Genomic DNA, 26,945 nt, shown 5'->3' with positions numbered 1-26,945 from the left:
CGCCATGACGTCCCCCACCGAGACCCGCACCCGCCACCGGGGCTTCACGACCACCGCCGTCCACGCCGGCCAGGAGCCCGACCCGCTGACCGGGGCGGTCATCCCGCCGATCTACCAGACCTCCACGTTCGCCCAGGACGGGATCAACGTGCTGCGCGCCGGGCACGAGTACAGCCGCGGCTCCAACCCCACCCGCAGCGGCTTCGAGGAGCAGCTCGCGGCCCTGGAGCGCGGCGAGCGGGGGTTCGCGTTCGCCTCGGGGATCGCGGCAGAGGACGCCCTGCTGCGCGCCGTGCTGCGCCCGGGCGACCACATCGTGCTCGGCGCCGACGGCTACGGCGGCACCAACCGGCTGATCACCCGGGTCCTCGCCCCGTGGGACATCGGGCACACGCCCGTGGAGATCACGGACCTCGACGCCGTCCGGGCGGCCGTGCGCCCCGGCGCCACGAAGGTGCTGTGGCTCGAGACGCCGTCCAACCCGCTGCTCGGCATCGCCGACGTGGCGGCGTGGGCGCAGCTGGCCCGGGACGCCGGGGCGCTGCTCGTCGTCGACAACACCTTCGCGTCCCCGTACCTGCAGACCCCCCTCGAGCTCGGCGCGCACGCCGTGGTGCACTCCACCACGAAGTACATCGGGGGGCACTCGGACGTGCTCGGCGGCGCCGTGGTCGTGGGCGCGGCCCAGTGGCGCGGGGCCCCGCTCGCCGAGGCGGTCGGCTTCCAGCAGTTCGCCGCCGGCGCCGTGGCGGGCCCCCAGGACAGCTACCTGGCCGCCCGCGGGCTCAAGACCCTGAGCCTGCGGATGGAGCGCCACCAGGACAACGCGCAGCGGATCGCCGAGTGGCTCCTGGAGCGCCCCGAGGTCGCGCAGGTGCTCTACCCCGGGCTGCCCGGGCACCCCGGCCACGCGCTCGCCGCCGCGCAGATGCGCGGGTTCGGCGGCATGGTCTCCTTCCGGCTGACCGGCGGGGAGGCCGCGGCCCGGGCGGTGGCGGAGGGCACCCGGCTGTACTCGCTGTCGGTGAGCCTGGGCGGGGTGGAGTCCCTGATCTGCTACCCCTCGGAGATGACGCACGCCTCCGTGAAGGGCACTGCGCTGGCCGTGCCCGTGGACCTGGTGCGGCTCTCGGTGGGCATCGAGGACGTCGAGGACCAGTTGGAGGACCTCGAGCGCGCGCTCACCGCCTGACCGGTCCTTTCCGCCCGGTCGGCTGCGCCGCCGGCGCCGCCGGCGGCGCCGGCGGCGCCGGTTCCGCCGGGTCAGCGGGCGGCGCCCGGTCCGCCCCCTGGGTCCGGCCTGACGGCCGCGTCCGGCTCCGGCCAGGCCGGAGCCGGATCCTCCCGGCCGAGGAGCAGCCGGCGGACCAGGTGCACGAGCATGGCAGTGAACACCATCGCCCAGGCGCTCAGGGCCACCCACAGCCAGACGGCCCCGACCAGACCCACGATCGGCAGGTCGTCCGCGCGGCCCAGATAGATGCTGGCCACGGCGTACATCCCCAGCGGGAAGACCACACTCCACAGCGAGGACTCGTAGCGCAGCGGCACCCGGTGCAGGCGGTGGCGCCACCACCCGGCCGCCACCAGGGCCGGGATCAACCAGGTGGCGAACGCCCAGAAGACCAGGCCCAGACCCGCCACGAGCCCGCGGACCACAGCGACCATCGGGGTGTCGGACATCTCCACGATCCGGGAGGCCGCCAGCACGGTGATGGCGCACGCGCCCATCGCCACCCAGTACGGCGGGGTCAGGTCGACCGGCCGCAGCGGATAGAGCATCATGCGCAGCGTCACGAGCACGCCCGCCGCGGCGTAGAGGAACAGCCCCACGGACCAGCAGGCGACCGCGACGACGGAGAGCACGTGCCGCCAGGCGTCGCTGCCCACCACCGGGTCCAGGGCCGCGGCGGCCACGGCCACGGACTGGCTGGCCACCACCCAGATGAACCAGGTCCCGTTGGCGGTGCTGACCACGGGGCGGGTGCGCCGGGAGAGCACCGCGCTCCACGGGACCACGTAGCCGAGGCCCAGCCACACCGCCCCGGCGAGTCCTAGGAGCGCGGCCGTGGCCCCGTGCCAGCCCGTCGTCGCGAGCCGGGACGCCAGCACGTTCGTGCCGGCCACGAAGGTGAAGAAGCCGAACGCGCGGCGAGGGTCGAGGAACTCCACGACGAACTCTCGCCGGAAGACGGCGAACCGCCAGACGGTGAGCAGGCACAGCGCCGCCCAGCTGCCCGCGCACACCGCGAGCAGGGCCGTGGACAGCGCGGCGAAGCCCTGCATCTGCAGGCCCACCGAGAGGATGCCGCTGGCCATGACGAGGGCGAAGTAACCGGGCGCCAGGCCGCGGACGCCGCCGAGGACACGTTGTCGGAGCGATTCGGCCACCTGCCCAGGCTACCGGGGCCCCGCCCGCGGCCCCGCCCCGTGCGGCTGCCGGGACAGTACTGCCCCGGCGGAACTAGCCTTGGACGCATGAGCACCGGCACCCGGAACGACGACATCAGCGCATCGCTCGAGCTCCCCGGGCCCGTGGTGAGCACCCACTGGCTGGCCGAGCACCTCCAGGACCCCCGGCTGGTGCTCGTGGACGCGAGCTCCACGCTCAACCGGACCGACGAGGCCCTCCCCGGGGCGGTGCTCCTGGACCTGGACGGGGCCTTCTCGGACCCGTCCTCGGACCTGCCGCACACGGCGCCCCCGGCGGAGCAGCTGAGCGCGGCGGCCCGGGCGCTCGGCATCTCGCGCACGAGCACGGTGGTGGCCTACGACGCCAAGGGCGTCTTCGCGTCCGCCCGCGTCTGGTGGCTGCTCCGGACCGCGGGCTTCGACCGGGTCGCCGTCCTCGACGGCGGCCTCCCGGCGTGGGCCGCGGAGGGCCGGCCCACGGGGGCGCACGCCGCGCCGCCGGCCGAGCCCGGCGACGTGGAGCTCGTGCCCAGTCCGGGCGGCTTCGTCGGGGCGGAGGACGTCGCCCGCGCCCTGGCCGACCCGGACGCCACCGTCCTGGACGCCCGCTCCGCCGGCCGGTTCGCGGGCACCGAGCCCGAGCCGCGGCCGGGTCTGCGCCCCGGGCACATGCCGGGGGCGGTCAGCCTGCCCTACACCGACCTGCAGGACGGACAGGGGCGGCTGCTGCCGCTGCCGCAGCTGCGGGAGCGGATCGCGGCGGCCGCGCCCGAGGGGCGGCGGATCGTCACCAGCTGCGGCTCGGGCCTCACGGCGTGCGTCCTGGCGCTCGGCGCCCACCTCGCCGGCCGCGAGGACGTCGCGGTCTACGACGGCTCCTGGAGCGAGTGGGGCCGCCCCGGTCCCCGGCCCGTGGCGGGCCCCGAGGGGCTCAGCCGCGGGCCGGTGTCTCCCCGGCAGGACTGATCCGCGCCGCGGCCCCGTCGGCCTGGTCTGCCTGGTCCGACTGTCCCGGGGCGCCGGGGGCGGGGTCGTCCAGCGCGGCGGCGGTGGCGAGGATGTTGCGGGCCATGGACGGGAAGATGAAGCCGTGGAAGGGCCACACGCCCCACCAGTAGAGCCGGCCCGGCAGGCCCCGGGGGAAGAAGATGGCCCGCTGCCTGTACCGGCTGCCCTCGCCCTCGGGCTCCACGGACAGCTCGAGCCACGCCCGGCCGGGGGCGCGCATCTCGGCGTGCAGGAGCAGCTTGTGCCCCTCCTCCATGGCCTCGACGCGCCACCAGTCCACGTACTCGCCCACCTGCAGGTCCGTGGCGTCGCGGCGGCCGCGGTTCAGGCCGGCCCCGCCCACGAGCTTGTCCATGACGCCGCGCACCTGCCACGCCAGGGGCAGCGAGTACCAGCCGTTGCGCCCGCCGATGGACTCGACGACCCGCCACACCTGCTCGGGCCGCGCCGGTCCCGTGCGGCTGCGCTCGTCCACGAACACGGTGCGCCCCGCCCAGTCCGGGTCCGAGGGCAGCGGGTCCGCGGCCGCCTCGGAGGAGCTGTAGTGGACGTCCCACGTGGTCTCCACGGAGTTGTCCTCGATCTTCTTCAGCGCGAGCGCCACGGCGCGGCGGTAGCCGGCCAGCCCCTCGGGGGGCGGCGGGATGTGGTCGTCGATGTCGTGCTCGCCCGACACGGCGTCGTGCTGCAGCGACTGCACGAGCGGCACGGCCAGGCCCAGGGGGATCGGGGTGACCATGCCCACCCAGAACCCGGACAGCCGGGGCGCGGGGAGGGGGAAGTGGAAGACCACCCGCCGGCGCAGCCCGGCCACCCGGGCGTAGCGGCGCATGGCGTCCGCGTAGGTCATGACGTCGCGGGAGCCGATGTCGAAGGTGCGGTTGAGGCCCTCCGGCAGGTCCATGGCGTGGATCAGGTAGTACAGCACGTCACGGACGGCGATGGGCTCGATGCTGTTGGTCACCCAGGACGGCGCCGGCATGATCGGGAGGGTGTCGCCGAGGTGGCGGATCATCTCGAAGGACGCCGAGCCGGAGCCGATGACCACGCCGGCCTGGAAGACCACCGCCGGGACCGAGCTCGCGAGCAGGATCTCGCCCACCCGGACCCGGGAGCGCATGTGCTGGGACAGCTCCACGCCCTGGGGGTGCAGCCCCGAGAGGTAGACGATGCGCCGCACCCCGGCCCGCTCCGCGGCCCGGGCCACGGTCCGGGCCATCTCGGCCTCCTCCTCCTCGAACTCCCGGGAACCGCCCATGGAGTGCACCAGGTAGTAGAGGGTGTGCACGTCCTGGCACGCGGCGGTCATCCCGTCGAGGTCGTTGAGGTCCGTCTCGGCGACCTCCACCCGGTCCCGCCACGGCACGGCGCGCAGCTTGCCGGGGGACCGGACGGCGACGCGCACGGTGTGCCCGGCCTCCAGCATCCTGGGCGCCAGGCGCCCTCCGATGTAACCGGTGGCACCGGTGATGAGGACGCGCTGGGGAGAGCTCATGGCCTGCCTTTCGTGCGGGTCCCGCGAGCCTACCAACGCCGCCCGACAGGAGCCCGGCCCGGTCCCGGCACGCGGAACGGCCGCGTGCCGGAGCATCGCGGCCGTTCGGCCCGTCGTCGTGCGGGGACGGATCAGGGCAGGGCCAGGCGGAACACCTTCGCCCACGCGGAGGCGACCTGCTTCGGCAGGGGCCCGGTGGTGTAGGGCAGCTCGTAGCGCTCGCAGATCTCGCGCACCTTGACGGCGACCTCGGCGTAGCGGTTCGAGGGCAGGTCCGGGAACAGGTGGTGCTCGATCTGGAAGGACAGGTTGCCGGTCATGAGGTGCATCAGCCTCGACCCGGAGATGTTGGCCGAGCCGATCATCTGCCGCACGTACCAGTCGCCGCGGGTCTCGCCCTCGATCTGCTCCTCGGTGAACGTGTCCGCCCCGGCGGGGAAGTGGCCGCAGAAGATCACGGCGTGCGCCCAGACATTGCGGACGGCGTTGGCGGTCAGGGTCGCGGTCAGGGCCTGCTTCCCGGAGCCGGCCAGGGCCGCGGCGGCGGGGGTGGCCACGTAGTCCTTCGCGGCCTGCTTCAGGAACTTCGCCCCGAGGGCCTTCAGGCTGCGCCGGAGCTCCGACTTCGGCTTGCGGCCCTCGCGGTACTCGTCGAGCTCGAGGTCGTAGATGGCGATCCCCCACTCGAAGACCGGGGCGAGCAGCGCGTTGTACACCGGGTTGCCGAGGTTCCAGGGCTTCCACTCCTGGTCCTCGTCCATGCGCAGGATGGTGTACCCGACGTCCCGGTCCTTGCCGACCACGTTGGTCCAGGTGTGGTGCAGGTCGTTGTGGGTGTGCTGCCACGCCCGGGACGGGGTCACGAAGTCCCACTCCCAGGTGGTGGAGTGGATGTCGGGATCGCGCATCCAGTCCCACTGCCCGTGCAGCACGTTGTGCCCGATCTCCATGTTCTCCAGGATCTTGGCGACGGTCAGCATGCCGGTGCCGGCGAACCAGGCGGGCTTGTGCTTGGCGAACAGCAGCGTGGCGCGCCCGGCCAGCTCGAGGGAGCGCTGCGTGGCGATGACGCGGCGGATGTAGGCCGCGTCCTTCGCCCCGCGGGTGGCGATCACGGACTCCCGGAGGGCGTCGAGCTCGCGGCCCAGCTCCTCGACCTGCTCGTCGGAGAGGTGCGCGGCGGCGGAGGGCTTGGCCGACTCGGTGGGGCGGCCCGAGTCGAGCAGGAAGGGGGTGACGATCGTCATGGTGTCGGTCCTTTCGGAACGGGGTCGGGGAACGAGTGCTGGAAGCTTCGGGGTCAGGCGTCGAGGCTGACGGGACCGGCGGCCGTGGACACGCAGGTCTGGACGAGGTGGCCGGGCTCGCCGTGGACCTCGCCGGTGCGGGTGTCACGGACCTGCCCGGAGAGCAGCGGGGTCACGCACGCGTGGCAGATGCCCATGCGGCAGCCGCTGCGCATCATCAGACCGGCGTCCTCGCCGGCGGCCAGGAGGGTCGTGGCGCTGTCGGCCTCGACCTCCTTGTCGGACTTCTCGAAGGTCACGCGCCCGCCCTCCCCGCCGGAGCCGGGGGCGACCACGGCGGCGAAGCGCTCGACCCGCAGCTCGCCCTCCTCCCGCTGCCAGAGCGCCTCGGCGGCGTCGAGGAAGTCGGCGGGGCCGCACGCGTAGGCGGCGCGGTCGCGCCAGTCGGGGCACGCGGCGTCGAGGTCGGCGGTGGCCGCGAGGTCGAGGCGGCGGCCGCGCTCGCCGGTGAACCACTGGACCAGGCGGAAGCCGGGGAACTGGTCGGTGAGCTCCAGCAGCTCCTCGCGGAACAGGGACTCCTCCGGGGAGCGCGAGGAGTGCACGAGCACCAGGTCGGCGTCCGGGCGGCGGGGCACGAGGGTGCGGATCATGGACATGACCGGCGTCAGGCCGCTGCCGGCGGTGAGCATCAGCAGCGGGCGCGGGCTCTCGGGGAGGACGAAGTCGCCCTCGGGCGGGGCGAGGAACAGCACGTCACCGGGTCGGGTCCCCCGGACGAGGGCGGTGGAGACCTTGCCCATCGCCGTCACCGTGATCGCCGGGTCCTGGCCGGCGCCCGTGCTGAGGGAGTAGGAGCGCCAGTGCCGCACGCCGTCGATCTCCACGCCGATGCGGGCCCACTGGCCGGCCTCGTGCGCGTTCCAGCCGCGGCCGGGGCGGAAGCGGATCGTCACCGAGTCCGCGGTCTCGGGCACCACGGCGGTCACCAGGCCGCGCAGCTGGCGGGCGCTGGCCAGGGGGTCGATGAGCCGCAGGAAGTCCTCGGGGGAGCGGGGCGTGGTGAAGGCCGAGGCCAGGCGGGTGAACAGTCGCAGTTGGGGCACGTAATAACTGTGCCCCAAATCCGACGGCAGTTCTCGTCCCGTCGCGTACTCTTTCAGCAGAGAAATTGTGGTGTCGGAATGAAAGCGGGGGATCGTGGAGCGGGTGGACCACACGACGGAGCACGCGCAGCCGGGGCGGCGGGCGGACCGGGAGCTGCCGTGGACCTCCCTGCCGCCGGCGCTGACCCCCCTCCTGGTCCCGCACCTGCCCGCGGTGACGGAGGAGCTGCTGGACGCCGTGCGGCTCGACGTCCCGGTCTACGCCCGGCCGCTGGAGGGCCTGTTCGGCGACAGCATCCGGCGCGGGGTCGAGGTGGCCCTGACCCGGTTCCTGCAGCTGCCCGGCACCCAGCAGCCGGCGCTGATGGGGGACGACCGGCGGGTCTACGAGGGGCTCGGCCGCGGCGAGGTGCGCGAGGGCCGGCCGATGGACGCCCTCTTCGCGGCCTACCGCTCCGGGGCGCGCACCACGCTGCGCTCGCTCTCCCGCGTGGCCATGGACGCGGGGTTCGAGGCGTCCGTGCTGATCGGCCTCGCGGAGTCCGTGTTCGCCTACATCGAGGAGCTCTCCGCGGCCAGCGCCGAGGGCTATGCCATGGAGCAGTCCGAGCGTGCCGGGGAGCGGGACCGTCTGCTGGACGCGCTCGCGGACATGCTCGTCCGCGGCCACGTGGTGGAGGACGCGGTGCGCACGGCCGCCGCCGCCGCGGGGTGGCCGGTGCCCGACCGGGTGGTCGTGGTGACGCTGGCCGCCGACCGGCGGGTGGGGCTGCGCTCGCGCCTCGGGGAGCGGGCGCTGCTCACGTCCCGCCCCGGCGACGTGGTGGCGGTGGTCCCCGAGCCCTCCTCGCCGACCGGCCGCCGGGAGCTGGAGCGCGCGCTCACCGGCCGGGGAGCGGTGATCGGCCCGGGCCGGCCCTGGTACGCGGCCCCCGAGTCCCTGCGCCTGGCCGTGCTGACCCGGGATCTGCTGCAGCGGGAGGAACCGGCCGACGCCGGGCCGCTGTGGGTCTCGGAGCACCTCATGGAGCTCGTCCTGCACAGCGAGCGCAGTGTGGTCGCGGACCTCGCCGCGCAGTGCCTGGCCCCGCTGGACGAGCTCAAGGCCGGGCAGCGGGAGCGGCTGGTCGCGACCCTGCTGTGCTGGCTCGAGCACCACGGGCAGCGCGCGGCGATGGCCGCCGAGCTGAACATCCACGAGCAGACGGTGGGCTACCGGGTGAACCAGCTCCGGGAGGTCTTCGGGGACCGCCTCAACGACCCCAGGAGCCGGTTCCAGCTCGAGCTGGTGCTGCGCGCCGGCTTCCGCTGAGACGGTGCCCCGGCCGGGCTCAGCCGGTGCGCTTGTAGGCCTCCCGCTCCCGGGCGTCGGCGTCGATCTGCTCCTGGACCGTGATCGCGCTCCCGCCCCGGTGCGCCGGAATCCACCACGCACCCGGCTCCGGGGTCACGGGGTAGCTGTCGATGCACCGGTCGATCCCCTCCTGCAGCAGCGCGCGCAGCCGGGCGCTCGCGGCGCGGACGTCCTCGTCGGGGTCCACCCGCAGCACCGGGCCGACGTGCACGCGCACCGGCGTGCGCCACACGTCGCGCAGCCGGATCCTGCCGCGCCCGCGGGTGAGCATCCGGTGGCCGCCCCACACGGACACCGGGATGACGGGGGCGCCGGTCTCGGCGGCCATGCGCACGGCGCCGGTGCGCAGCGGGCGCACGGTCCAGCTGCGGCTGACCCCGCCCTCCGGGAACACCGCGAGGAACTCGCCGCGCGCCAGCTTGGCCACGGCCTCGGCGTAGGCCGGGGCGCCGTCGGCGCGGTCGACCACCACGTGGTCGCACAGCCGGCACACCGCCGTGACGAAGGCGCTGCCGGTGTGCTTGCGGGTGATGAGGAAGCGGGAGTGGGCCCGCAGCCGGCGCCAGACCACCAGCTGCGCGAAGACGAAGTCGAGGTAGCCGAAGTGGGTCACCGCCACGACGGCGCCCCGGCCGGGGCGGACCTCCCGGTGCAGGCCGCGCACCACCTGGTCGGTGGGCAGGTGCTCCTCGCCCGAGGCCAGCAGGGGCACGCGGAAGAGCTTCACCGCGGCGAGGCCGGCGAGCACGATGGCCCGGTAGGCGTACTTGTTGGGGCGCAGCTGCGGAGCCACGGGCCTCCCTCGGGAAGAGGCCCGCGGGGGCGGGCCGGGAACGGTCTGCCGAGAATCGTAAACCAGCGCGCGGCGCGACGCCGTCGTCGGTGCCGTGCGTGACGGCGGGGATCCGCCGCCGTCATGTGCGGTCTTCCCCCATACCGGGCGCGGGCCCGGCCCCGATACGCTGGCTGCACCGCGCCGGTCCGGCGTCCGCGGCACCGGGTGCCGCGACCGGTTCCGCCACTGCCCACCAGGAGAACCCCATGTCCTACCTTCCACCGTCAGCACCCCGTCCGCAGTACCGGGCGCAGGGGGACGACCGCACCATCGCGGTCCTCACCCACCTGTCCGGACTGATCGGCGCGCTGGTCTCCGTCGGGTGGCTCGGATTCGTGGGTCCCCTCGTCGTCTGGCTCGTCCACCGGGACAAGAACGCGTTCCTGCGCGCCACCTCCGCCGGGTCGTTCAACTTCAACCTGTCCATGTGGCTGCTCAACGTGGTGGCGTGGGTGTGCCTGTTCACCGTGATCCTGATCCCCGTGGCGATCGTGCTGTGGATCCTCGCCGCGGTGCTGCTCGTGGTGTGCCACGTCCTGGCCGTGCTCAAGGCCAACAAGGGCGAGGTGTACCGCTACCCGCTCCAGCTGCCGGTGCTGCAGTGACGTCCTTCCGGACCGGCCGGCGGCATCCTCCGGACGGTCCGGAACCATTCCTTCGGCCGATGGCCGCGGCCTCCCGGCTCTCGTAGATTCTGAGCCATCACCCGGGGAACCCGCCGGATGATGCCCCCCCCCACAGAAACCTCGGGAACACAGGAGCTCATCATGACCACCCCCCGCACCCCCTCCGTCCGCACGGTCCTGCCCGTCTCGGCCGCCGCCTCCATCGCCGTCCTCGGCCTCGTCCTCGGCGGTGTCGGCATCGCCTGGGTCGCCGGCTCCCTCGGCATCTCCGCCGCGTCCGCGAGCCAGATCGTGGCCGCGGTCGAGGCCGGCGGCTGGGCGCTGACCCTCGTGGCCGCGATGTTCGGCTTCGGCATCGGCGGCGCGGTCGTCGGCACCATCCGCTGGTACCTGTCCAAGAAGGCCCGCAGCCTGGCCATCGCCTGAGCCGCCGCCCGCTCCGCTGACGCTGCCTGGACCCCCGCCATGAAGACCGTGCCCACGGACCTCCGCACCGCTCCCCGCGACGCCCGCGCAGCGCGCCGCGCCCTCGGGTGGGCGGCGGCGGCCGCCACGGCGCTCTTCGTGGCGGGGTTCCTGGTGGGCTACGAGAGCATCTCCCGCGTCCCCGCGACCCTGCAGGACACGGCCGGCGCCGGTCAGGACCACGACGGGTCCTTCGGCGCCATCGTGGTCCGCAACCTCGGCGCCGCCGCCCTGCTCTACAGCGGCGTACTCACCGGCGGCCTGCTGACCGGCACGTCCCTGGCGCTGCTGTCGGTCTACGTGGGGGCCACGGCGAAGATCGGCGTGCTCAACGTCGGCGCCGCCGCGCTCGTCGGTGCGGCCGGGTGGTACGCGGGGCTCGAGTTCCTCGGCTGCCTCGTGGCCGCGGCCGCGGGCCTGCTCCCCCTCACCGCCGCCCTCACCGCCCGCCGGCACGGCCTGGTGCGCGGCTACCTCACGGCGCTGCCGGCCTCCCTCGGCGTCCTCGCCCTCGCCGTCGCCCTCCTGCTCGCCGCCGCGGGCATCGAGGCGGCGCTCATCGCCCGGCGGTGAGCGCCGCCGTTCCCCCGCTATCGGAAGGCCCCCGATGTCCAGCCTCCACGTCTCCGCCCACCCCGGCGCCGGGACCCCTGCCACCCGTCCGCTGCCGGCGACCACCCGGCCCGTCCGGACCGTCCTCTGGGCGGTGGGGCTCGGGCTGCTGCTGCTGCGGCTGCCGGCGACCACCGACCAGATGCAGGACCAGGCCGCGGCGGCCGTGACCGGCGAGCTGGAGGGGGTCGACCCGTCCCTGATCGGGCTCTCGGTCAACGTCGCCGTGCTCGTCGGCGTCCTGGTCTTCGCCGTGGTCCTCGCCCTGTACCTCTGGTTCGCCGGGCTCCTCGAGAGCAGACTCCTCCCGCAGGGCCTGCCGCTCGGCGGCGGGCAGCGGATCGGGCTCTACACGCTGGTGGTCGGCGGCCTCACGGTGCTGTCCCAGGGCTTGGCCCTGGCCACCGGGCGGATGGCGGAGGGACCCGTGGAGGCCGCCGCGGTGCTGGTCCTCGCCCTCGCCGCGGCGCTGCTCTACCGCGGCCGGTGGAGGTCCTGCGGCGCCGGCCGCCAGGTGCTCGTGGTCGTCGTCGCCGTCGCGACCGCCGCGCTCGTCGCCATGGTGTGACCCGGCCACCGTTCCCGCCGCCGGCCCCGCCCCCCCACCACTCATCAGATCCTCGACCACCAGGAGTGCCCACCGTGCCGACCCTCACCCAGAACCACGTCCGACTGGTCCTCGTCACCGTGGCCGTCCTGAGCGCCGCAGCCCTGACCGCGATCCTCCTCGAGGGCCGGGGCACCAGCACCGTCCCGGTCGGGCTGTGGTCCCTCCTCGTGGGCGGGCTGGCGGTCGCCGGGGTGCTCCTGCCGCTCGTGGCCGCCGCGACCCCGCTGTCCCGCCCGCGCTCCGTGGCACCGGCCGTGCTGCTGTTCCTGGCCATGACGGCCCACGCGACCTTCCTCGACGAGCAGCTGAGCGGGTTCCCCGTGGGCTGGCTGTGCACCATGGGCGTGGTCGTCGCCCTCGCGGGCACGGTCGTGCTCCTGTTCAACGCGCTCGGGCTGCGCCGGGAGCGGTCCGGGACGCGCAGCAGGCTCTCGTGACGACCAGCGCGACCGCGAGCCCCACGAGCGGGTCGGTGCGGCGGCGGCCGCCCGCCCCGCCGGCCCGCCGCCGTCTCCGGCTCCTGGCGGACCTGCGGATCGCGGACCTGCTGCAGGCGCTGGGCACGTCCGTGCCGGTGGACACGGCCCGCCGCATCGTGGTCGGGGCCGCCGCCGGAGCCGTGCTTCTGGCGCTCGCGGCCGGGATCCTCGCGGCGCGCGCGGCCGCGGTGCTGGCGCCGGGCGCGGACGTGGTCGGGCTCTTCGTGCTGCTCTGCGCCTACGCCGGGCTCGGCGCCCTCGCGGGCGAGACCCTCGGCCGGTTCCGCAGCTGCGTCAGCGACCACCCGCAGCGGGACTTCTTCGTGGGCCTCGACGTCCGGGCCGCGGACGTGTTCGTCGTCCACGCCCTCCCGCGCGTGGCCGTGGCGAGCGCCGTGTGGGGCGCCGCGGGCCTGGGGGTGCTCGCCGGGTCCGTCCTGGCCGGGCACGGGCCCGGGGCCGCGGGGACGGCACTGCTGCTGGGGACGCCCGTGGCCTTCGGCGCGCTGACGGCCGCCGGGGCGCTGCGCTCCGCCGCCCGCCCCGAGAACGGGCGCCGGCACTTCCCCGCGGTGCTCGCGGCGGCGTCCGTCCTGGCCGGGGCCGGGGCGCACGGGGCGGTGCTGCTGCTGGCCCCCCTCGTCCCCGGCGCCCTCGTCCCGGCGGCCGGTGCGGCACCCGGTCCCGCGCCGGGGCTGCCGGAGCCCGTCCTCCTCGCCGGTCTCACGGCGGTCGCGGCCGTCGGCGCGGCCGGTGCCGTCGCCGGCCGCCGCGCCCTCGCGGCGGTGTCCTTCCCGGCCCGGCGCGCCGCGCCCCCGGTGCGCCGGCCGCGCCTGAGCGGTCCCGCGGTCCTGCAGTTCGCCCGGGTGCTGGGCGTCCAGCGGGCGCACGGGTGGCGCCTGCGGGCCCAGCAGCGGATCACCGTCGCGGTCGCCGCCGCGACCACGGCGCTGCTCGGGGCGACCTCCGCAGGTCTCCGGATGCCGCCGCTGCCCGCCGTGCCGGACGCGGCGTGGGAGGCGGCGCTGCGGCCCACCCTGGGCTTCGCCGCCCTCATGACGGGTCTCGCTCTCGCGGAGCTCGTGAGCTCGGACATCGGCGCCTTCCGCTACGGCCGCCACCTGCGCACCGCCGTGGAGTCCGGGGCGTCCCGCTCCTCCGTGGCGCTGGGGCACCTCACCGCGCTCACCCTGCCGCTGCTGCTGCCGGGCCTGCTGCTCGTCGTCGCGGCCCGGGTGCTGACGGGGACCCTGTCCGCGGCGCCCGCGGCCGTGGTGCTGGGCGCGGTGTGGGCCGCGACCGTCGCGGAGCACCTGCTGCCCCCGCCGCGCACGGTCGAGGGGACGGGCGCGGACAGCCCGCTCACGGGGGTCCTCACCGTCGTCCTCGCCGCCGCGCCCGTGGCCGTCCCGCTGACCTTCCCCGCCACCGACCCCTGGATCGTCCCCCTGCTCGCCCTGACCCTCGCCGGAGGTGCCCTCGCATGCCTGCACCGCTCCCTCACCCGCCGCTGATCCACGTCGAGGCGGTGAGCGCCGGCTTCGACGCCGGGCGCCCCGTCCACCGGGGGCTCACGCTGCGGATCGACGCCCCCGGGCTGACGCTGCTGCAGGGCCCCAACGGCTCCGGCAAGTCGACGCTCGTCGAGGTCCTCAGCGGGCACCTGCCGCAGACCGCGGGCACGGTCACGCTCGCCGGCGTGGACGCACGCTCGCCGGAGGCCTCCCGGGTGCGCCGGATCTGCCGCACCGAACCGGCGCTCTACCCCACGATGACCGCACGGGACCACGTGGTGTTCGCGAGCGGCTGGTGCGGCGCCGACCCGCAGGAGGGGCTGCGCCGGGCGGAGCGCCACGGGCTCGGTCCGTGGCTGGACGAGGCCGCCGAGCACCTGTCCACGGGCAACCGGCGCAAGCTGTGGACGATCGTGTGCACCAGCGGCGACTTCGACGTCGTCGTCCTGGACGAGCCGTTCAACGGACTGGACGGCGCGTCCACGACGGTGCTCTGCGAGGAGCTCACGGAGTGGGCGGCGCGGCGCGCGGTCCTGGTGGTGTCCCACCGCCCGCCGGCGCAGCTGGCGCCGGACGCGGTGCTGACCCTTCCCGGCGGCGCGGACCCGCGGGCGGCTCAGGACGAGGGGATCGTCACCAGCCCGGTGCGGTAGGCCTTGATCACCACCTGCACCCGGTCCCGCACCTCCATCTTCGTGAGGATGTGGCTGAGGTGGGACTTGACGGTCGGCTCGGACACGAAGAGCGCGGCGGCGATCTCGCGGTTGCTGAGGCCCTCGCAGAGCAGGGCCACGACCTCGCGCTCCCGCGCCGAGAGCCCCTCCACCGCGGCGACGTCCTCCGGGCGCGGCGCCGCCGGCTCCGGGTCCGCGACGACGCTGCGGACGAGGGTGGCGGCCACCCGCCGGGAGATCGCGGCCTCCCCGGCCAGCACGCTGCGCACGGCGCCCACGATCTCGTGGGGCTCGGAGTCCTTGACCACGTAGCCGCTCGCCCCGGCCCGGAGCGCGGGGATCACCCAGTCCTCCGAGTGGAACGTGGTCACGGCCAGCACCTTCACCTCCGGGTGCTCGTGCGTGATCGCACGGGTGGCCTCGATGCCGTCCAGGACCGGCATCTGCAGGTCCATGACCACCACGTCCGGACGCAGGGCGCGGCACTGCTCCACCGCCGCCCGGCCGTTGCGGGCCTCGCCCACGACCACGAGGTCCTCCTCGGCGTCGATGAACACGCGCAGGGCGCGGAGCATGAGCTGCTGGTCGTCGACGATCAGGACCTTGACGGGGCTCGCCGCCGGCGCGTGCTCGTTCATGGCTCTCACCGTAGCGGAGAGGGGCCACGGCGCCGGCGGGACGGGGCCGCCCGGCGCGCGGGTCCGCCCAAGGGATGACCCCCGGCCATCCTCCCGGATGACCCCGCGGACCCCACCCCTCGGCGACCATGGTTCGCGACCGCACACCGATCGGGTGCGGCGCCCTGCCGGAAGGACCCCCCGTGAACACGCTCTCCGCCGCCTCGCTGCTCGCCGCACTGCTGCTGACCGCCGGCGGTGTTCCCACCGCCGCGGCCCAGGAATCGCCGGTCGCCCTGGCGCCGGTCCTGAAGGTCGACCCCGGCACCGACAGCCCGGACGGGCACACAAGCCGCGGGTGCTCGTTCCTCTTCCTGCGCTGGTGCTGATCCGGCGCGCTCCCGGACGGGCCCGGCACCCGCGGCTATCCTCCGAGGTGGACCGGAGCACCGGGCCACCGCACCGGAAGGACCGCATGGCACGCCGCGCAGCGCAGCAGGACCGCCGGCCCGGCCTGGGCACGCTCCTGCCGCAGGGGATCGCCCGGGCCCGCCCCCTGCACCGGTGGGTGCGGGTGGCCCTGCTGCTGTTCATCACGGTGAGCGCCCTGGACGCCGTCCGGCTCGTGCTGACCGGCCCGGGCCTGGGGTTCGGGGACCGGGACTACGAGCTGCTGCTCGTGGTCCTCGAAGCCGCCACGGTCGCCGTCCTGGCGCTGCGCTCCAGCTGGACGTGGCTGCCGCTCGCCGCGCTGCTGGTCCTGCTCCACCCCCAGACCAACCCGGGCAGCTACATGGTCGTGATCCCGCTGGTCCTGGCCTTCACCGCCTACGGGGCGGCCCTGCCCGGACTCGCCGCGGCCGTCGGGGCCTTCCTCGTGTGGCAGACCTCGTGGGCCGTCAACGTCTCGGTCGTGGGCCCGCAGTTCCTCTGGAGCTACGTGCCGCTGACCCTGGTCCTCCTCCTGCCCGGTCTCGTCCTGCGGGCCCTGAGCGCGCAGCAGGAGCTGGACCGCGTCGAGATCGCCGCGGGCCAGGAGCGCACTGCCCACGCCCTCGAGCAGCAGCGCCTCGAGCTGGCCCGGGAGCTGCACGACATCGTCGCCCACGACCTCACGCTCATCGCCATGCAGGCGCGATCAGGGGCCTACTCCCGGGACCCGGAGACCATGAAGGAGGCCCTGGACGTGGTGGGCGACTCCTCCCGCGCGGCCCTCAAGGACCTGCGCCGGCTGCTGGGGATCATGCGCGTGGAGCCGGGCGCCGGGCTCGCACAGGACTCCAGCGCCGCCGCGGCCGTCGACACGGGCCGGGGCCTCGAGGAGGTCGCGGCCGCGCTGCGGGAGGTCGAATTCCGCACGGACACCCGGGTGCGGGGCGACCTCGCGCGGATCCCGGAGGGGGTGCGGCCCACGGTCCAGCGGGTCCTCCAGGAGGGGGCGACGAACATCATGAAGCACGCGCCCGCCCGGACGAGCTGCGTGCTGGCCGTGCAGGTCGACGAGGCCGACGTCGTGGTCGAGGTGCACAACGCCGCGGGGCCGGGCTCCGGGCCCGGCCTCCCGGCCTCGGGGTACGGGCTGCTCGGGCTGCGCGAGCGCGTCCAGCTGCTCGGCGGGGAGCTAGCGGCGGGACCGGCGGACGGCGGCTGGCGCGTCGGCGCCCGCATCCCGCTGGGCCCGGCCGCCGTGTGAGACCACCACGACCGCCACGAGGACGAGCAGGGCCGCGCTGAGGCCGTCGAAGCCGATCAGCGCCAGCACCGGACCGGCGAGCGCACCGCCGGTCGCCCCGGCGAGGTTCATGAACAGGTCCGAGACGCCCTGCAGCTTCGGCCGCTCGGCCGGCGGGACGGCCTCGGCCACGAGCGTGGAGCCCGCGACCGTGGAGGCGGACCAGCCGAGCCCGAGCAGGACCAGGCTGACCGTCACCAGCACGGGGGACGTCGAGCCGAACCAGGACAGCACGAGGGACGCCACGAACAGGGCCTGGCCGAGCAGGACGGTGGGGCGGCGCCCGGCCCGGTCCGCGAGCCAGCCGAACACGGGGGCGAGGGCGTACATCCCGGCCACGTGCAGGCTGATGGTCAGGCCCACGACGCTCAGCGACGCCCCGTGGAGGGTCAGGTGCACGGGCGTCATGGACATGAGCGCCACCATGACGGCGTGGCTCAGCGCCACGGTGAGCACGGCCCGGCGGGCGGGCGACGAGGCCCGCAGCACCGCCAGCCCGCCCGCGGGGGAGGGCTTGCCCCTGCCCGCGGTCTCGCCGTCGGCCACGGCCAGCAGCAGGGGGTCCGGCCGCAGCGCCGTGAGGTAGACCAGGGCCCCGAAGGCCTGCGCCACGAGGGCGATGACGAATCCGCCCGTCAGCGCCGGCAGGCCCAGGGCCCGCCCGAGCAGCTCACCCGGCTCGAAGAGGTTGGGGCCGAGCACCGCGCCGATGGTCGTGGACCAGACCACCAGGGAGAGGTCCCGGGCGCGGGTGTCGTCAGCGGCCAGGTCGGTCGCCGCGAACCGGGACTGGAGGTTGAGCGCCGAGCCGGCGCCGAGCAGCGCCAGGCCCAGCAGCAGGACCGGGAAGCTCGAGAGGACGGCGGCGCCGATCGTGATCGACGCGCCCGCCATGGCGGTGAACGCCCCGGTGCTGAGCGAGATCCGCCGGCCGCGGGCCTGGGCGAGCCGCGCGAGGGGGACGGCGAGCAGGGCCGCGCCCAGGGTGTTCATGGTCGCGGCCATGCCGGACCAGGCGGAGGAGCCGGAGACCTCGGTGACGAGGAGGGCGCCGAGGGCCAGGGTGGCGCCGACGCCCAGCCCGCCGAGGATCTGGCCGAGGGCGAGGACGCGGACGACCTTCCGCTGCAGGGCGCGCCGGTCCACGGCGGGGTTCGTCGGGTGCATGACCGCCATCCTATACCCCTGGGGGTACTTGCTCCGGGTGTGTCGGAGCCCCTCGGTGTGGTTCGATGCTCGGCATGAGCTCCCTGCCCGATCCCGCGACCGGACTCGTCCTCGGCGAGGACGGGCTCGCCCGCCCCGTCTGGGCCGCCACGGACCCGCTCCTGCGCGAGTACTACGACACCGAGTGGGGCGTCCCCGTGCGGGACGAGCGGGGGCTCTACGAGCGGATCTGCCTCGAGGGCTTCCAGTCCGGGCTGTCCTGGGCCACGATCCTGCGCAAGCGGCCCGCCTTCCGGGCGGCCTTCGCGGACTTCGACCCGGACACGGTCGCGGGCTTCGGCCCGGTCGACGTCGACCGCCTGCTGGGCGATGCCGGGATCGTGCGCCACCGGGGCAAGATCGAGGCCGCCGTCGGCAACGCCCGCGCCACCGTGGCCCTGCGCGCCGAGGGCGGGCTGACCGAGCTCGTGTGGTCGTTCCGCCCGGCACGGACCCCGCGTCCGCGCACGGCGGAGGAGGTCCCGACCCGCTCGCCGGAGTCCGAGGCGCTGTCCCGGGCCCTGCGGGCGCACGGCTTCCGCTTCGTGGGGCCGACCACGATGCACGCGCTCATGGAGGCGGTCGGGATCGTCGACACCCACCTGCTCGGCAGCCACCGCCGGGGCAGCTCCGGGGTGTGGCCGGAGGCGCCGGAGGGTGCGTAGGATTCCTGGCACCGAACCCGACGACGCCCCGCGTCGCCTTCCGGCAGGAGGCCCGGCCATGTACGACAACAGCGAGCAGCGCAGCGCGGTGCTGCCCCTGGTGCTGAGCACCGTGGGCTCCGTCCTGGTCGGCCTGGTGGTCCGGAGGCTGCGGGAGGACCGGGCGGCGGCCCGTGGCGGGACCGCCGGCGGGCCCGCCGGCCGGGACGCCCGGCGGACGGGACGGGCCCGGCCCGCCCGGAGGAACACGCGCGGGCCGGTGCTCTGAGATCATGACGAGCCACGCGATCAGCTGGGTGGACGTCTTCTCGCCGGCGCCGCTGGGCGGCAACCCGCTCGCCGTCGTGCACGGGGCCGACGCCCTCGACGAGGCCACGATGGCGCGCTTCGCCCGCTGGACCAACCTCTCCGAGACCACGTTCCTGCTCGAGCCCACGGTCCCCGGCGCCGACTACCGGGTGCGGATCTTCACCCCCGGCGGGGAGCTGCCCTTCGCGGGTCACCCCACGCTCGGGACGGCGTCCGCCTGGCTCGCCCTCGGCGGGGAGCCCGCGGGAGCGGACGTCGTCCAGGAGTGCGGGGTCGGGCTGGTGACCGTCCGGCGCCGCGAGGGCAGGCTCTCGTTCGCCGCCCCGCCCCTGACGCGCTACGAGCCCGTGGCGGAGCCCGCGCTGCTGGACCGGGTGGCGCGGTCCCTGCGGCTGGACCCGTCCGCGCTGCTCGACGTGTCCTGGCTGGACAACGGCCCCGGCTGGATCGGGGTGCGCGTGGCCGACGCCGGGACCGTGCTGGGCGTGCGTGCGGACTGGTCCGCCATGGCCGGGCTCAAGCTCGGCGTGGTGGGCCCCCACCCCGAGGGCGCCGAGTGCGCGGTCGAGGTGCGGGCGTTCGTGGGGGACTGGGTCGTGGAGGACCCGGTCACGGGCAGCCTCAACGCGGGCCTGGCCCGGTGGCTGACGGACAACGGGTGGGCTCCGGCGCGCTACGTCGCCGCCCAGGGCACCGTGCTCGGGCGCACCGGGCGCGTGCTGCTGGAGCGGGACGCGGACACCGTCTGGGTCGGCGGCCAGGTCAGCCCGGTGGTCCGCGGGACCGTGGAGCTGTAGCCGACGGTGCGGAGGGCGCCCTCGGTATCGTGGGGGCATGACCACCCAGGACATCACCTTCCGCACCCGCAAGTGGGTCAAGCCGGAGGACCTCAACGCCAACGGCACCCTGTTCGGCGGCAGCCTGCTCCGCTGGATCGACGAGGAGGCGGCGATCTACGCCATCGTCCAGCTCGGCAACCAGCGCGCGGTGACGAAGTACATGTCGGAGATCCTCCTGAACCCCGACCGGGACCGGATCCCCACCACGGCGCTGCCCGCGGTGCACGAGAAGGGACTCTGAGATGGCGGCACGGCGGCTGCGCGCCGAGCGGATCACCGACTCCGTCACCTACCACGGCGAGGGGCCGTGCTGGTCGGAGTCCTGGGGCGGGCTGCGGTGGGTCGACATGCTCGCGGGGGACGTGCTGTCCCTCGGCGCGGACGGCGAGGTGCTCCGCAAGCACGTCGGGGACGTCGTGGCCTGCGTGCGCCCGCGCGCGACCGGGGGAGCGGTGCTGGCTCTGGAGACCGGCGTGGCCCTCGAGGACCCGGACGGCACCGTCCACCCGGCCGAGCAGCTCTGGGAGCCCGGGGCGGTCCGGATGAACGAGGGCGGGGCCGGCCCGGACGGCTCCTTCTACGTCGGCTCCATGGCCTGGGACCAGACGGAGGGCGCGGCCACGCTCTGGCGCGTGCACCCGGACCTGCGCTGGGAGCCGGTCCTGGAGGGCGTCACCGTCTCCAACGGCATCGCCTGGTCCCCGGACGGCGCGCTGGCCTACTACAACGACACGCCCACCGGGAAGGTCGACGTCCTCGACTGGTCCCCGGACGGGGGTCTGCGCGGGCGCCGCACCTTCGTGGTGCCCGAGCTCGAGGAGGGGGACGTCCACCCCGACGGGCTGACCGTCGACGCCGAGGGCGCGGTCTGGGTGGCGCTGCACGGCGCCGGGCAGGTGCACCGCTACACGGCCGACGGCGTCCTGGACACCGTCGTGGAGGTCGGCGCGCGCCAGACCACCGCGTGCTGCCTGGGCGGGGAGGACCTGCGCACCCTCTACATCACCACGTCCCGGGAGAACCTCGCCCCGGACGAGGACCCCGCCGCCGGCTCCCTGTTCGCGGTCCGGGTCGACGTTCCCGGCCTGCCCGTCCTGCCGTTCGGGGGCTGAGCGCGGTGGAGAACCCCCGGCGCACCGCCGGACTGCTGTGGCTGCTCGTGCTCGTGTGGGTCGTGGCCCTCGTGGGCTCCCTGCTCAGCGGGGGCACCTCCTCGGCGCTCTCCTTCGCCGTGCTCGCCGTGCTGTGCGCCGCCGGGGCGGTGCTCTTCGGCGCCCGGGCCCGCCGCTGACGGGCTCGACCCGCACACGGCGGGAGGCCCGGGTCTACCATCGTCAGCGAGGAGGCACCCATGACCGAAACCCCCCGGGCGGCCCCGGACGTCGTCACCGGCTCGATCCGCCTGCTCGCGGAGCAGGGCTGGGACGCCACGACCGTGGACCGGCTCGCGCTCGCCGCGGGCATCAGCCGGGCCACGTTCTTCCGCAAGTACGGGTCCAAGGAGGACATCGTCTTCGCGGACCACGCCGCGAACCTCGAGCGCCTCGAGCAGCAGCTGGCCCGGGCGGGGGAGGAGCCGGGCACCGATCCGGCCGTCGCCCTGCGGGACGGCGTGCTGCTGGTCTTCCACCACCACCTCGACCACCGCGAGCGGGCGCTGGCCCGCAACGCCCTGCTCCGGCAGGTCCCGCAGCTGCGGGACCGGGAGCTCATCACTTCCCACCGCTACGAGCGGGTCCTGCGGCGCTACCTGCGCTCCGCGCTGCCCGACTCGCCGGGGCGGAGCACGCTGGCCACGGCGCTGTCCGCCGCCGCGGTGGCGGTGCACAACGCCGCCCTGCGGGCCTGGCTGCGCGCACCCGACACCGACCCCTCGGCCGAGCTGGCCGGGCAGCTCGAGCGCCTCGCGCACACGCTCGTCTCCGGCTACGAGGACGGCGCGGCGCGGCCGGCCGCCGCGCCCGGGGCCCGCCCCGCCGTCGTCGTCACCGTCCTGGACCCCGGCGCGGACACGGAGGAGATCCTGGCGTCCGTGCGGGACGCCCTGCGCCGATGACTCAGACCTCGTCGGCGAGGATCGCGTAGATCAGCTCGTCGCGCCACTCGCCCAGCTGGCGGTGGCTCTCGCGCAGGGTCGCCTCCAGGCGCATGCCGATGCGCTCGCAGACCTTGGCGGAGCTCACGTTGAGGGCGTCCAGGCTCGCGCAGACCCGGTGGGCGCCCAGCTCGGCGAACGCGAACTCGATCGCGGCGCGGGCCGCCTCGGAGGCGATGCCCCGGCCCGCGTGGTCGGGGTGGACCACCCAGCCGATCTCGACCTGCGCGGCCGCCGCGTCCGTGAGGGTCAGCACGATCTCGCCCACGAGCTCCCGCGAGCCCCGGGGGGAGACGGCGAAGCGGACGGAGTCGCCGTCCCGGCCCCACGGCCGCAGGCCGCTGTTCTCGGCCAGGGTACGCTCGCACTCCTCGCGCGTGCGCGGGCCCCGCCACGCGTACTGCGCGTAGTCCTCGCGGCTCTGGTAGGAGTGCATGGGCTCGAGGTCCTCGCCGTCGAAGCGGCGGAACGCGAGGCGCTCGGTCTCTGGGGGCAGCACGTCGATCATCACCAGCCAGAATACGGCCTGAACGCCCCGGAACCGCACGCCGCACCACCACACTGAGACTCAATCCCTTGACCTGAGACTCGGTATCAGTCAGAGTGGTGACGATCACACCACTCGTCAGGAGTCCGCCCATGGCACCCGCCGCGCCCGCCCCGTCCTTCCCCTCCACCGTCGCGGTGGACGTCGAGCAGCTGGTCCTGCCCGGACGCTCCGCGCCCGTCGCCCTGGTGCGGCTGGACTCCACCCCGCCGGGCGGGCTGATCATCTGGGGCTCCGCGGCCCTGGAGCAGCTCCGGGACGTCCTGGGCTCGATCGACCAGTCCGCGGTCGAGGCCATCGTGGTCACCGGCAACGCCCGGTCCTTCGGCGCGGGGGCCAACCTCAAGGAGATCCGCCACGCCCAGCTCAGCGGCGTCTCCGACCGGTACGTGGGGCTCGGCCACGAGGCCTTCGGCGTCCTGGCCGACGCGAGCGTGCCCACCTTCTCCCTGCTCACGGGTCAGGCCCTGGGCGGCGGGCTCGAGCTCGCCCTGCACACGGACTACCGTGCGGCCCACCCGCGCACCGGCCCGCTCGGACTGCCGGAGTGCAGGCTCGGCTTCTTCCCCGGCTGGGGCGGCGTGCACCTGCTCCCGCACCTGATCGGCCCGGCCGCGGCGCTGCGCGTCATCGTGTTCGACTCCCTGCGGGGCCGGAACACCAAGGCGGCGGAGGCCCTCGAGCTCGGCCTCGTGGACGTGGTGCTCGACGCCGCCCCGGGGACCGGGGAGTGGGACACCGCCTGGCAGCGGTGGGTGGCCGGCACGCTCGACGCGCTCGACGCGGGGGAGACCCGCCGCCGCGCGGGCACGCCCGGCGGCACCGGGGAGCAGGAGTGGCAGGACGCCGTGGACCAGGCCCGGGACCGCGCCGAGCGCACCTGGCACGGCGCGGCGCCGGCACCGCTCGTGGCGATCGACCTCGTGGCCGACGCCCGGACGGAGTCCCGCACCGAGAACGGGACGAAGGCCGTGGCCGCCTTCGCCGAGCTGGTCCGCGGGGACGTGGCCAAGGCCTCCCTCTACGCGTTCGAGCTCGTCTCGGCCCGCTCCCGGCAGGCGGCCGACGTGCCCGCCGCCGAGCCCGTGCCCCTGCGCAAGGCCGCCGTGATCGGCGCCGGCCTGATGGCCGGCCAGCTCGCCTCGCTCATCGCGAGCGGCGCCCGGATCCCCGTGGTCATGACCGACCTCGACGACGAGCGGCTCGCCGCCGGCGTGGCCCGGACCCGGGAGCGCTTCGCCGCGCAGGCGGCCAGGGGCCGGATCAGCGCGGAGCAGGCCGAGCAGCTCGGCGCCCTCGTCACGGGGGCGAGCGGCCCGGAGGACCTCGCCGACGCGGACTTCGTGATCGAGGCCGTCTTCGAGGACCTCGACGTGAAGAGGAAGGTGTTCGCCCAGTGGGAGCAGGTCGTGCGCCCGGACGCGATCCTCGCGACCAACACGAGCTCCCTGTCCGTCACCGCCATGGCGGAGGGCCTCCGGCACCCCGAACGGGTGGTCGGCTTCCACGTCTTCAACCCCGTGGAGGTCACCCCGCTCCTCGAGATCGTCGCCGGGCGGCGGACCGGCGACGCGGCCCTCGCGACCGCCTTCGAGCTCGCCGCGGCGCTGCGCCGCACGGCGGTGCGCGTCCAGGACGCCCCCGGCTTCGTGGTCAACCGGGTGCTGACCCGGCTGTTCGACGTGATCGTCCAGGCGATCGATGCGGGCACGGACGTGGCGGCCGCCGACCACGCCCCCGACCCGATGGGCCTGCCCATGACCCCGCTGAGGCTGCTCGACTTCGTGGGCCCGGCCGTGCTGCACCACGTGGACGAGACCATGCACCGTGCCTACCCCGAGCGCTTCGCGCGGTCCCCGTGGATGGACGCGGTGGTCGGGGCGGGCCTCACCCACGTGCTGCCCACCGAGCAGGCCCCGGGGACGGGCACGGACGGCTACCTCGCCGCCGACGCCGCCCGGCTGCTCGAGCGGACCCGGGCCGAGAATCCCGCCGGCGCTCCCGTCCCGGCGGAGGAGCTGCTCGTGCGGGTGCAGGACGCCCTGGCCGAGGAGATTGGCGCGATGCTGGCCGAGGGCGTCGTCGCCGGGCCCGAGGACGTGGACCTGTGCATGGTCCTCGGCGCCAACTACCCCTTCCACCTGGGCGGGATCACCCCGTACCTCGACCGCACGGGCGCCTCCGAGCGCGTCCTCGGCCGCCGCTTCCACCAGGACTGACCTTGTCCCCGACCTCCCACCAGCCCGCAGAACGAAGGACCCAGCCATGACCGCCACCCCCGAGACCGGCGCGACCCTGTTCCCCGCCGGCACCGTGGAGCCCGACTACGTCCTCGACAAGGCCCTCGACACCGACGCCGCCGGCGCGTTCGACGCGGTCTCCGACACCGACCGGGGGCACTGGATGCGCGCCCGCCGGTTCGTCCAGGAGGACCTGCTGCCCGTCATCGGCGAGCACTGGGACCGCTCGGAGTACTCCCTCGACCTCGTCCGCCGGCTCGGGGAGCTCGACCTGCTGCGCGACGGCGTGGCCGTCGACGGCTACGAGCAGATGTCCAAGACCGCCGCGGGCCTGATCAGCATGGAGCTCTCCCGCGGCGACGGGTCCATCGCGACCGTCTCCGGCGTCCAGGGCGGGCTCGCGATGCGCTCGATCGCCATGTGCGGCTCCGAGGAGCAGCGGCAGCGCTGGCTGCCGCGGATGGCCACGGGCGAGCTCCTCGGCGCGTTCGCCCTCACGGAGCCCACCCACGGCTCCGACTCCGTCAGCCTCGAGACCCGTGCCACCCCGGTGGACGGCGGCTGGGTGCTCAACGGGGAGAAGAAGTGGATCGGCAACGGCTCGATGGGTGGGATCACCGTGGTGTGGGCCCGCGCCGACGAGGACGGCCAGGTCAGGGGTTTCGTGGTCCCGCAGGAGAGCGAGGGCTACACCGGCACGACCATCCGTGGAAAGCTCGCCCTCCGGGCCATCCACCAGGCGCACCTCCGGTTCGAGAACGTCTTCGTGCCCGAGGAGAACGCGCTGCCGGCGGCACGGTCCTTCAGGAACACCGCCGACGTCCTGTTCGCCACCCGCATCAGCGTGGCGTGGGGCGCGGTGGGGCACGCCCAGGCCTGCTATGAGACCGCCGTGCAGTACGCGGCCCAGCGCGTGCAGTTCGGCCGCCCGCTGGCCGCATCGCAGATCGTGCAGGAGCGGCTGGCCCGGATGCTGAGCGAGCTCACCCAGATCCAGCTCCTCGTGGCACGGATGACCGAGCGGGAGGAGGCCGGCCGGCTCACCGCCGAGCAGGCGTCGCTGGCGAAGTACACCTCCACGCGCATGGCCCGCTCGATCGCGGCCAACGCCCGGGACCTCCTGGGCGGCAACGGCATCCTCATCGAGAACCGCGTGGCCCGCCACTTCGCGGACATCGAGGCGCTGCACACCTACGAGGGCACCGAGACCGTGCAGGCCCTCATCATCGGACGCGGGATCACCGGCATCTCCGCGTTCGCCTGACCTACCGGCGCTCCGACCGACGACGGCGCCCCGACCGACGACGGCGCCCCGGCCGTGGAGGCCGGGGCGCCGTCGTGCTCGGTCCGTCGGGGCTCAGAGGTCGGCGCCGCCGTGGAACGAGTCGTTGCTCGGGTCGACCTCGTCCTCGAACGCGGGGTCCTCGGGGACGTCGAGGTCCGCGATCGCCTCGCCCATGCGGGGCTCCTCGGGCGGGACCTGCTCCTCGCCCGCCTCGTAACGGGCCTCGGCCGTCTCGTCCCGGAGCTCCTGCTCCGAGGGGACCTCCGGGTGCTCGGGGTCCACGCGCTCGTCCTGCGCGCCGGCCTCGGCGCCCTCGATCAGCGGATCCTCGCGCCAGTGCTCGGGGTCGACCTCGGCGGCGCCCTCGTAGGTGTCGGGGGTCTCCGGCAGCTCTTCCGGTGAGGTGCTCATCTGCTGTCCTTTCGGGTCGGGGCATCGATGTGCCATCAGCCTACGCACTGCCGTCGCCGCCGCTCCGGCCGCCGGTCCTCCGGGGTTTTGACGGTCCTGCGGGGCGTGTGTAATGTATTCCGAGTCGCCGCAAGGGACGCGAGAGATCGCCCCGGACGGCAACGCCGAATCCGGCGGACCGAACCCCCTCGAACCATCAAGCCGATCACCGCTGCGCGGTGGCCGACAGCTTGTGGGCCGGGACCGGGTCGGGTACGCTGGTGGAGCTGTTTCGGGCAGCAGCGAGGAATCGCTGCGGCCCACGGCGTCGAATCCGGCAGATCCAGGAATTCTCCTCCCGAAGAGCTTTTTCGCCGCTGAGCGAAGGAAAAGCGATTTGGGAAAGCGGAGAAGATCGGGATAAGCTGAGGAGGTCGCCGCGGGGAAAGCGAGAGATCGCGAGAACCGAGCGAAAAAGAATTCCAATACGGTTTCCGGGTGTGGTGCCTGGTTGCTGGTCTGTTGTTTGAGAACTCAATAGTGTGCCATGTTTGTTGATACCGGATGTTTTATTCGGTTGATT

At 74.8% G+C, this 26,945-nt stretch carries 30 protein-coding genes and 1 pseudogene; 21 read left to right on the top strand and 10 right to left on the bottom strand.

The window, feature by feature from the left end; translation table 11 throughout:
• The first annotated feature begins 4 nt into the window (after positions 1–4).
• The gene (locus E7Z53_RS00150; RefSeq protein WP_035923206.1) at positions 5–1,192 is read left to right on the top strand and encodes a cystathionine gamma-synthase; all 1,188 of its coding nucleotides are present in this window, start codon (positions 5–7) and stop codon (positions 1,190–1,192) included.
• 71 nt (positions 1,193–1,263) lie between these two features.
• On the opposite strand, the gene E7Z53_RS00145 is transcribed toward E7Z53_RS00150, so the two are convergent.
• Positions 1,264–2,391, bottom strand: a complete 1,128-nt coding sequence (locus tag E7Z53_RS00145) for a tellurite resistance/C4-dicarboxylate transporter family protein (protein WP_237740476.1) — start codon at positions 2,389–2,391, stop codon at positions 1,264–1,266.
• 87 nt (positions 2,392–2,478) lie between these two features.
• On the opposite strand from E7Z53_RS00145, the gene E7Z53_RS00140 reads away from it, so the two are divergent.
• The gene (locus E7Z53_RS00140) at positions 2,479–3,378 is read left to right on the top strand and encodes a sulfurtransferase (protein ID WP_176336876.1); all 900 of its coding nucleotides are present in this window, start codon (positions 2,479–2,481) and stop codon (positions 3,376–3,378) included.
• Here E7Z53_RS00140 and E7Z53_RS00135 read toward each other — a convergent pair.
• From E7Z53_RS00135 to E7Z53_RS00125, 3 genes are all read right to left on the bottom strand, one after another.
• Positions 3,344–4,915 (bottom strand): SDR family oxidoreductase, encoded by a 1,572-nt coding sequence (locus tag E7Z53_RS00135; RefSeq protein ID WP_109221293.1) that lies wholly within the window; start codon positions 4,913–4,915, stop codon positions 3,344–3,346. The genes E7Z53_RS00140 and E7Z53_RS00135 overlap by 35 nt on opposite strands.
• A gap of 131 nt (positions 4,916–5,046) precedes the next feature.
• A complete protein-coding gene (locus tag E7Z53_RS00130; protein WP_017834847.1) occupies positions 5,047–6,162 on the bottom strand; it encodes a fatty acid desaturase family protein in 1,116 nt (371 codons plus the stop codon).
• Positions 6,163–6,215: 53 nt separating this feature from the next.
• Complete coding sequence (locus E7Z53_RS00125) at positions 6,216–7,268, bottom strand: ferredoxin reductase (protein ID WP_035923198.1); 1,053 nt, start codon at positions 7,266–7,268, stop codon at positions 6,216–6,218.
• A gap of 103 nt (positions 7,269–7,371) precedes the next feature.
• Between E7Z53_RS00125 and E7Z53_RS00120 the strand changes: the two genes are divergently transcribed.
• Complete coding sequence (locus tag E7Z53_RS00120) at positions 7,372–8,580, top strand: PucR family transcriptional regulator (protein WP_229588109.1); 1,209 nt, start codon at positions 7,372–7,374, stop codon at positions 8,578–8,580.
• 19 nt (positions 8,581–8,599) lie between these two features.
• On the opposite strand, the gene E7Z53_RS00115 is transcribed toward E7Z53_RS00120, so the two are convergent.
• On the bottom strand, positions 8,600–9,415 hold the full coding sequence (locus E7Z53_RS00115) for a lysophospholipid acyltransferase family protein (RefSeq protein WP_095651841.1): 816 nt from the start codon (positions 9,413–9,415) through the stop codon (positions 8,600–8,602).
• Between the two features lie 248 nt (positions 9,416–9,663).
• Between E7Z53_RS00115 and E7Z53_RS00110 the strand changes: the two genes are divergently transcribed.
• The 7 genes from E7Z53_RS00110 to E7Z53_RS00080 all read left to right on the top strand — a co-directional run bounded on the left by E7Z53_RS00110 (position 9,664) and on the right by E7Z53_RS00080 (position 14,416).
• Entirely contained in the window at positions 9,664–10,062 is a 399-nt protein-coding gene (locus tag E7Z53_RS00110) for a DUF4870 domain-containing protein (protein WP_017834851.1), read from the top strand.
• Between the two features lie 162 nt (positions 10,063–10,224).
• The gene (locus E7Z53_RS00105; RefSeq protein WP_052132646.1) at positions 10,225–10,509 is read left to right on the top strand and encodes a hypothetical protein; all 285 of its coding nucleotides are present in this window, start codon (positions 10,225–10,227) and stop codon (positions 10,507–10,509) included.
• A 39-nt stretch (positions 10,510–10,548) separates the two neighbouring features.
• Positions 10,549–11,121: a hypothetical protein gene (locus E7Z53_RS00100; RefSeq protein ID WP_176336875.1), complete on the top strand. Its 573-nt coding sequence runs from the start codon at positions 10,549–10,551 to the stop codon at positions 11,119–11,121.
• A gap of 34 nt (positions 11,122–11,155) precedes the next feature.
• Positions 11,156–11,728 (top strand): hypothetical protein, encoded by a 573-nt coding sequence (locus tag E7Z53_RS00095; protein ID WP_109221291.1) that lies wholly within the window; start codon positions 11,156–11,158, stop codon positions 11,726–11,728.
• Positions 11,729–11,802: 74 nt separating this feature from the next.
• A complete protein-coding gene (locus E7Z53_RS00090) occupies positions 11,803–12,207 on the top strand; it encodes a hypothetical protein (protein ID WP_035923187.1) in 405 nt (134 codons plus the stop codon).
• Positions 12,204–13,763 (top strand): hypothetical protein, encoded by a 1,560-nt coding sequence (locus E7Z53_RS00085; protein ID WP_176336874.1) that lies wholly within the window; start codon positions 12,204–12,206, stop codon positions 13,761–13,763. The genes E7Z53_RS00090 and E7Z53_RS00085 overlap by 4 nt, the downstream gene beginning before the upstream one ends.
• On the top strand, positions 13,733–14,416 hold the full coding sequence (locus E7Z53_RS00080; protein ID WP_052132645.1) for an ABC transporter ATP-binding protein: 684 nt from the start codon (positions 13,733–13,735) through the stop codon (positions 14,414–14,416). Before E7Z53_RS00085 ends, E7Z53_RS00080 begins: the two co-directional genes overlap by 31 nt.
• Here E7Z53_RS00080 and E7Z53_RS00075 read toward each other — a convergent pair.
• Entirely contained in the window at positions 14,380–15,075 is a 696-nt protein-coding gene (locus tag E7Z53_RS00075; RefSeq protein WP_035923181.1) for a response regulator, read from the bottom strand. The two genes, E7Z53_RS00080 and E7Z53_RS00075, sit on opposite strands and share 37 nt — an antisense overlap.
• 182 nt (positions 15,076–15,257) lie before the next feature.
• Between E7Z53_RS00075 and E7Z53_RS00070 the strand changes: the two genes are divergently transcribed.
• The gene (locus tag E7Z53_RS00070) at positions 15,258–15,443 is read left to right on the top strand and encodes a hypothetical protein (RefSeq protein WP_035923179.1); all 186 of its coding nucleotides are present in this window, start codon (positions 15,258–15,260) and stop codon (positions 15,441–15,443) included.
• Positions 15,444–15,529: 86 nt separating this feature from the next.
• Complete coding sequence (locus E7Z53_RS00065; RefSeq protein ID WP_176336873.1) at positions 15,530–16,747, top strand: sensor histidine kinase; 1,218 nt, start codon at positions 15,530–15,532, stop codon at positions 16,745–16,747.
• On the opposite strand, the gene E7Z53_RS00060 is transcribed toward E7Z53_RS00065, so the two are convergent.
• Positions 16,676–17,962 carry an MFS transporter gene (locus tag E7Z53_RS00060; protein ID WP_176336872.1) on the bottom strand — a complete coding sequence of 429 codons (1,287 nt, stop codon included), beginning with the start codon at positions 17,960–17,962 and terminating at the stop codon, positions 16,676–16,678. The two genes, E7Z53_RS00065 and E7Z53_RS00060, sit on opposite strands and share 72 nt — an antisense overlap.
• Positions 17,963–18,018: 56 nt before the next feature.
• Here E7Z53_RS00060 and E7Z53_RS00055 point away from each other — a divergent pair, with 56 nt between their 5' ends.
• The 7 genes and pseudogenes from E7Z53_RS00055 to E7Z53_RS00025 all read left to right on the top strand — a co-directional run bounded on the left by E7Z53_RS00055 (position 18,019) and on the right by E7Z53_RS00025 (position 21,861).
• Positions 18,019–18,657, top strand: a complete 639-nt coding sequence (locus tag E7Z53_RS00055) for a DNA-3-methyladenine glycosylase I (protein WP_217905327.1) — start codon at positions 18,019–18,021, stop codon at positions 18,655–18,657.
• 58 nt (positions 18,658–18,715) lie between these two features.
• Entirely contained in the window at positions 18,716–18,925 is a 210-nt protein-coding gene (locus E7Z53_RS00050; protein ID WP_095651850.1) for a hypothetical protein, read from the top strand.
• Between the two features lie 4 nt (positions 18,926–18,929).
• Positions 18,930–19,763, top strand: a complete 834-nt coding sequence (locus E7Z53_RS00045; RefSeq protein ID WP_095651849.1) for a PhzF family phenazine biosynthesis protein — start codon at positions 18,930–18,932, stop codon at positions 19,761–19,763.
• 37 nt (positions 19,764–19,800) lie between these two features.
• Positions 19,801–19,977, top strand: a pseudogene (locus tag E7Z53_RS00040) (acyl-CoA thioesterase); the annotation flags it as partial.
• A 70-nt stretch (positions 19,978–20,047) separates the two neighbouring features.
• Complete coding sequence (locus tag E7Z53_RS00035; protein WP_176336870.1) at positions 20,048–20,917, top strand: SMP-30/gluconolactonase/LRE family protein; 870 nt, start codon at positions 20,048–20,050, stop codon at positions 20,915–20,917.
• 5 nt (positions 20,918–20,922) lie between these two features.
• A complete protein-coding gene (locus E7Z53_RS00030) occupies positions 20,923–21,096 on the top strand; it encodes a hypothetical protein (protein ID WP_165979738.1) in 174 nt (57 codons plus the stop codon).
• 60 nt (positions 21,097–21,156) lie between these two features.
• Positions 21,157–21,861: a TetR/AcrR family transcriptional regulator gene (locus E7Z53_RS00025; RefSeq protein WP_176336869.1), complete on the top strand. Its 705-nt coding sequence runs from the start codon at positions 21,157–21,159 to the stop codon at positions 21,859–21,861.
• A gap of 1 nt (position 21,862) precedes the next feature.
• Here E7Z53_RS00025 and E7Z53_RS00020 read toward each other — a convergent pair whose 3' ends face one another.
• On the bottom strand, positions 21,863–22,408 hold the full coding sequence (locus E7Z53_RS00020; protein WP_052132692.1) for a GNAT family N-acetyltransferase: 546 nt from the start codon (positions 22,406–22,408) through the stop codon (positions 21,863–21,865).
• Positions 22,409–22,539: 131 nt separating this feature from the next.
• On the opposite strand from E7Z53_RS00020, the gene E7Z53_RS00015 reads away from it, so the two are divergent.
• Both E7Z53_RS00015 and E7Z53_RS00010 read left to right on the top strand, forming a co-directional pair.
• Complete coding sequence (locus tag E7Z53_RS00015; protein WP_176336868.1) at positions 22,540–24,666, top strand: 3-hydroxyacyl-CoA dehydrogenase NAD-binding domain-containing protein; 2,127 nt, start codon at positions 22,540–22,542, stop codon at positions 24,664–24,666.
• 46 nt (positions 24,667–24,712) lie between these two features.
• Complete coding sequence (locus E7Z53_RS00010; protein WP_176336867.1) at positions 24,713–25,951, top strand: acyl-CoA dehydrogenase family protein; 1,239 nt, start codon at positions 24,713–24,715, stop codon at positions 25,949–25,951.
• Between the two features lie 93 nt (positions 25,952–26,044).
• On the opposite strand, the gene E7Z53_RS00005 is transcribed toward E7Z53_RS00010, so the two are convergent.
• Together E7Z53_RS00005 and E7Z53_RS19920 are read right to left on the bottom strand one after the other, a co-directional pair.
• The gene (locus E7Z53_RS00005) at positions 26,045–26,383 is read right to left on the bottom strand and encodes a hypothetical protein (protein ID WP_017834871.1); all 339 of its coding nucleotides are present in this window, start codon (positions 26,381–26,383) and stop codon (positions 26,045–26,047) included.
• 205 nt (positions 26,384–26,588) lie between these two features.
• Positions 26,589–26,945, bottom strand: a 357-nt coding sequence (locus E7Z53_RS19920) for a hypothetical protein (protein WP_217905326.1), incomplete at its 5' end; no start/stop codon positions are given.

This window comes from Kocuria salina, from assembly GCF_013368965.1.
GTDB lineage: Bacteria > Actinomycetota > Actinomycetes > Actinomycetales > Micrococcaceae > Kocuria > Kocuria rosea.
This window is presented reverse-complemented; position numbering and strand designations above follow the sequence as displayed.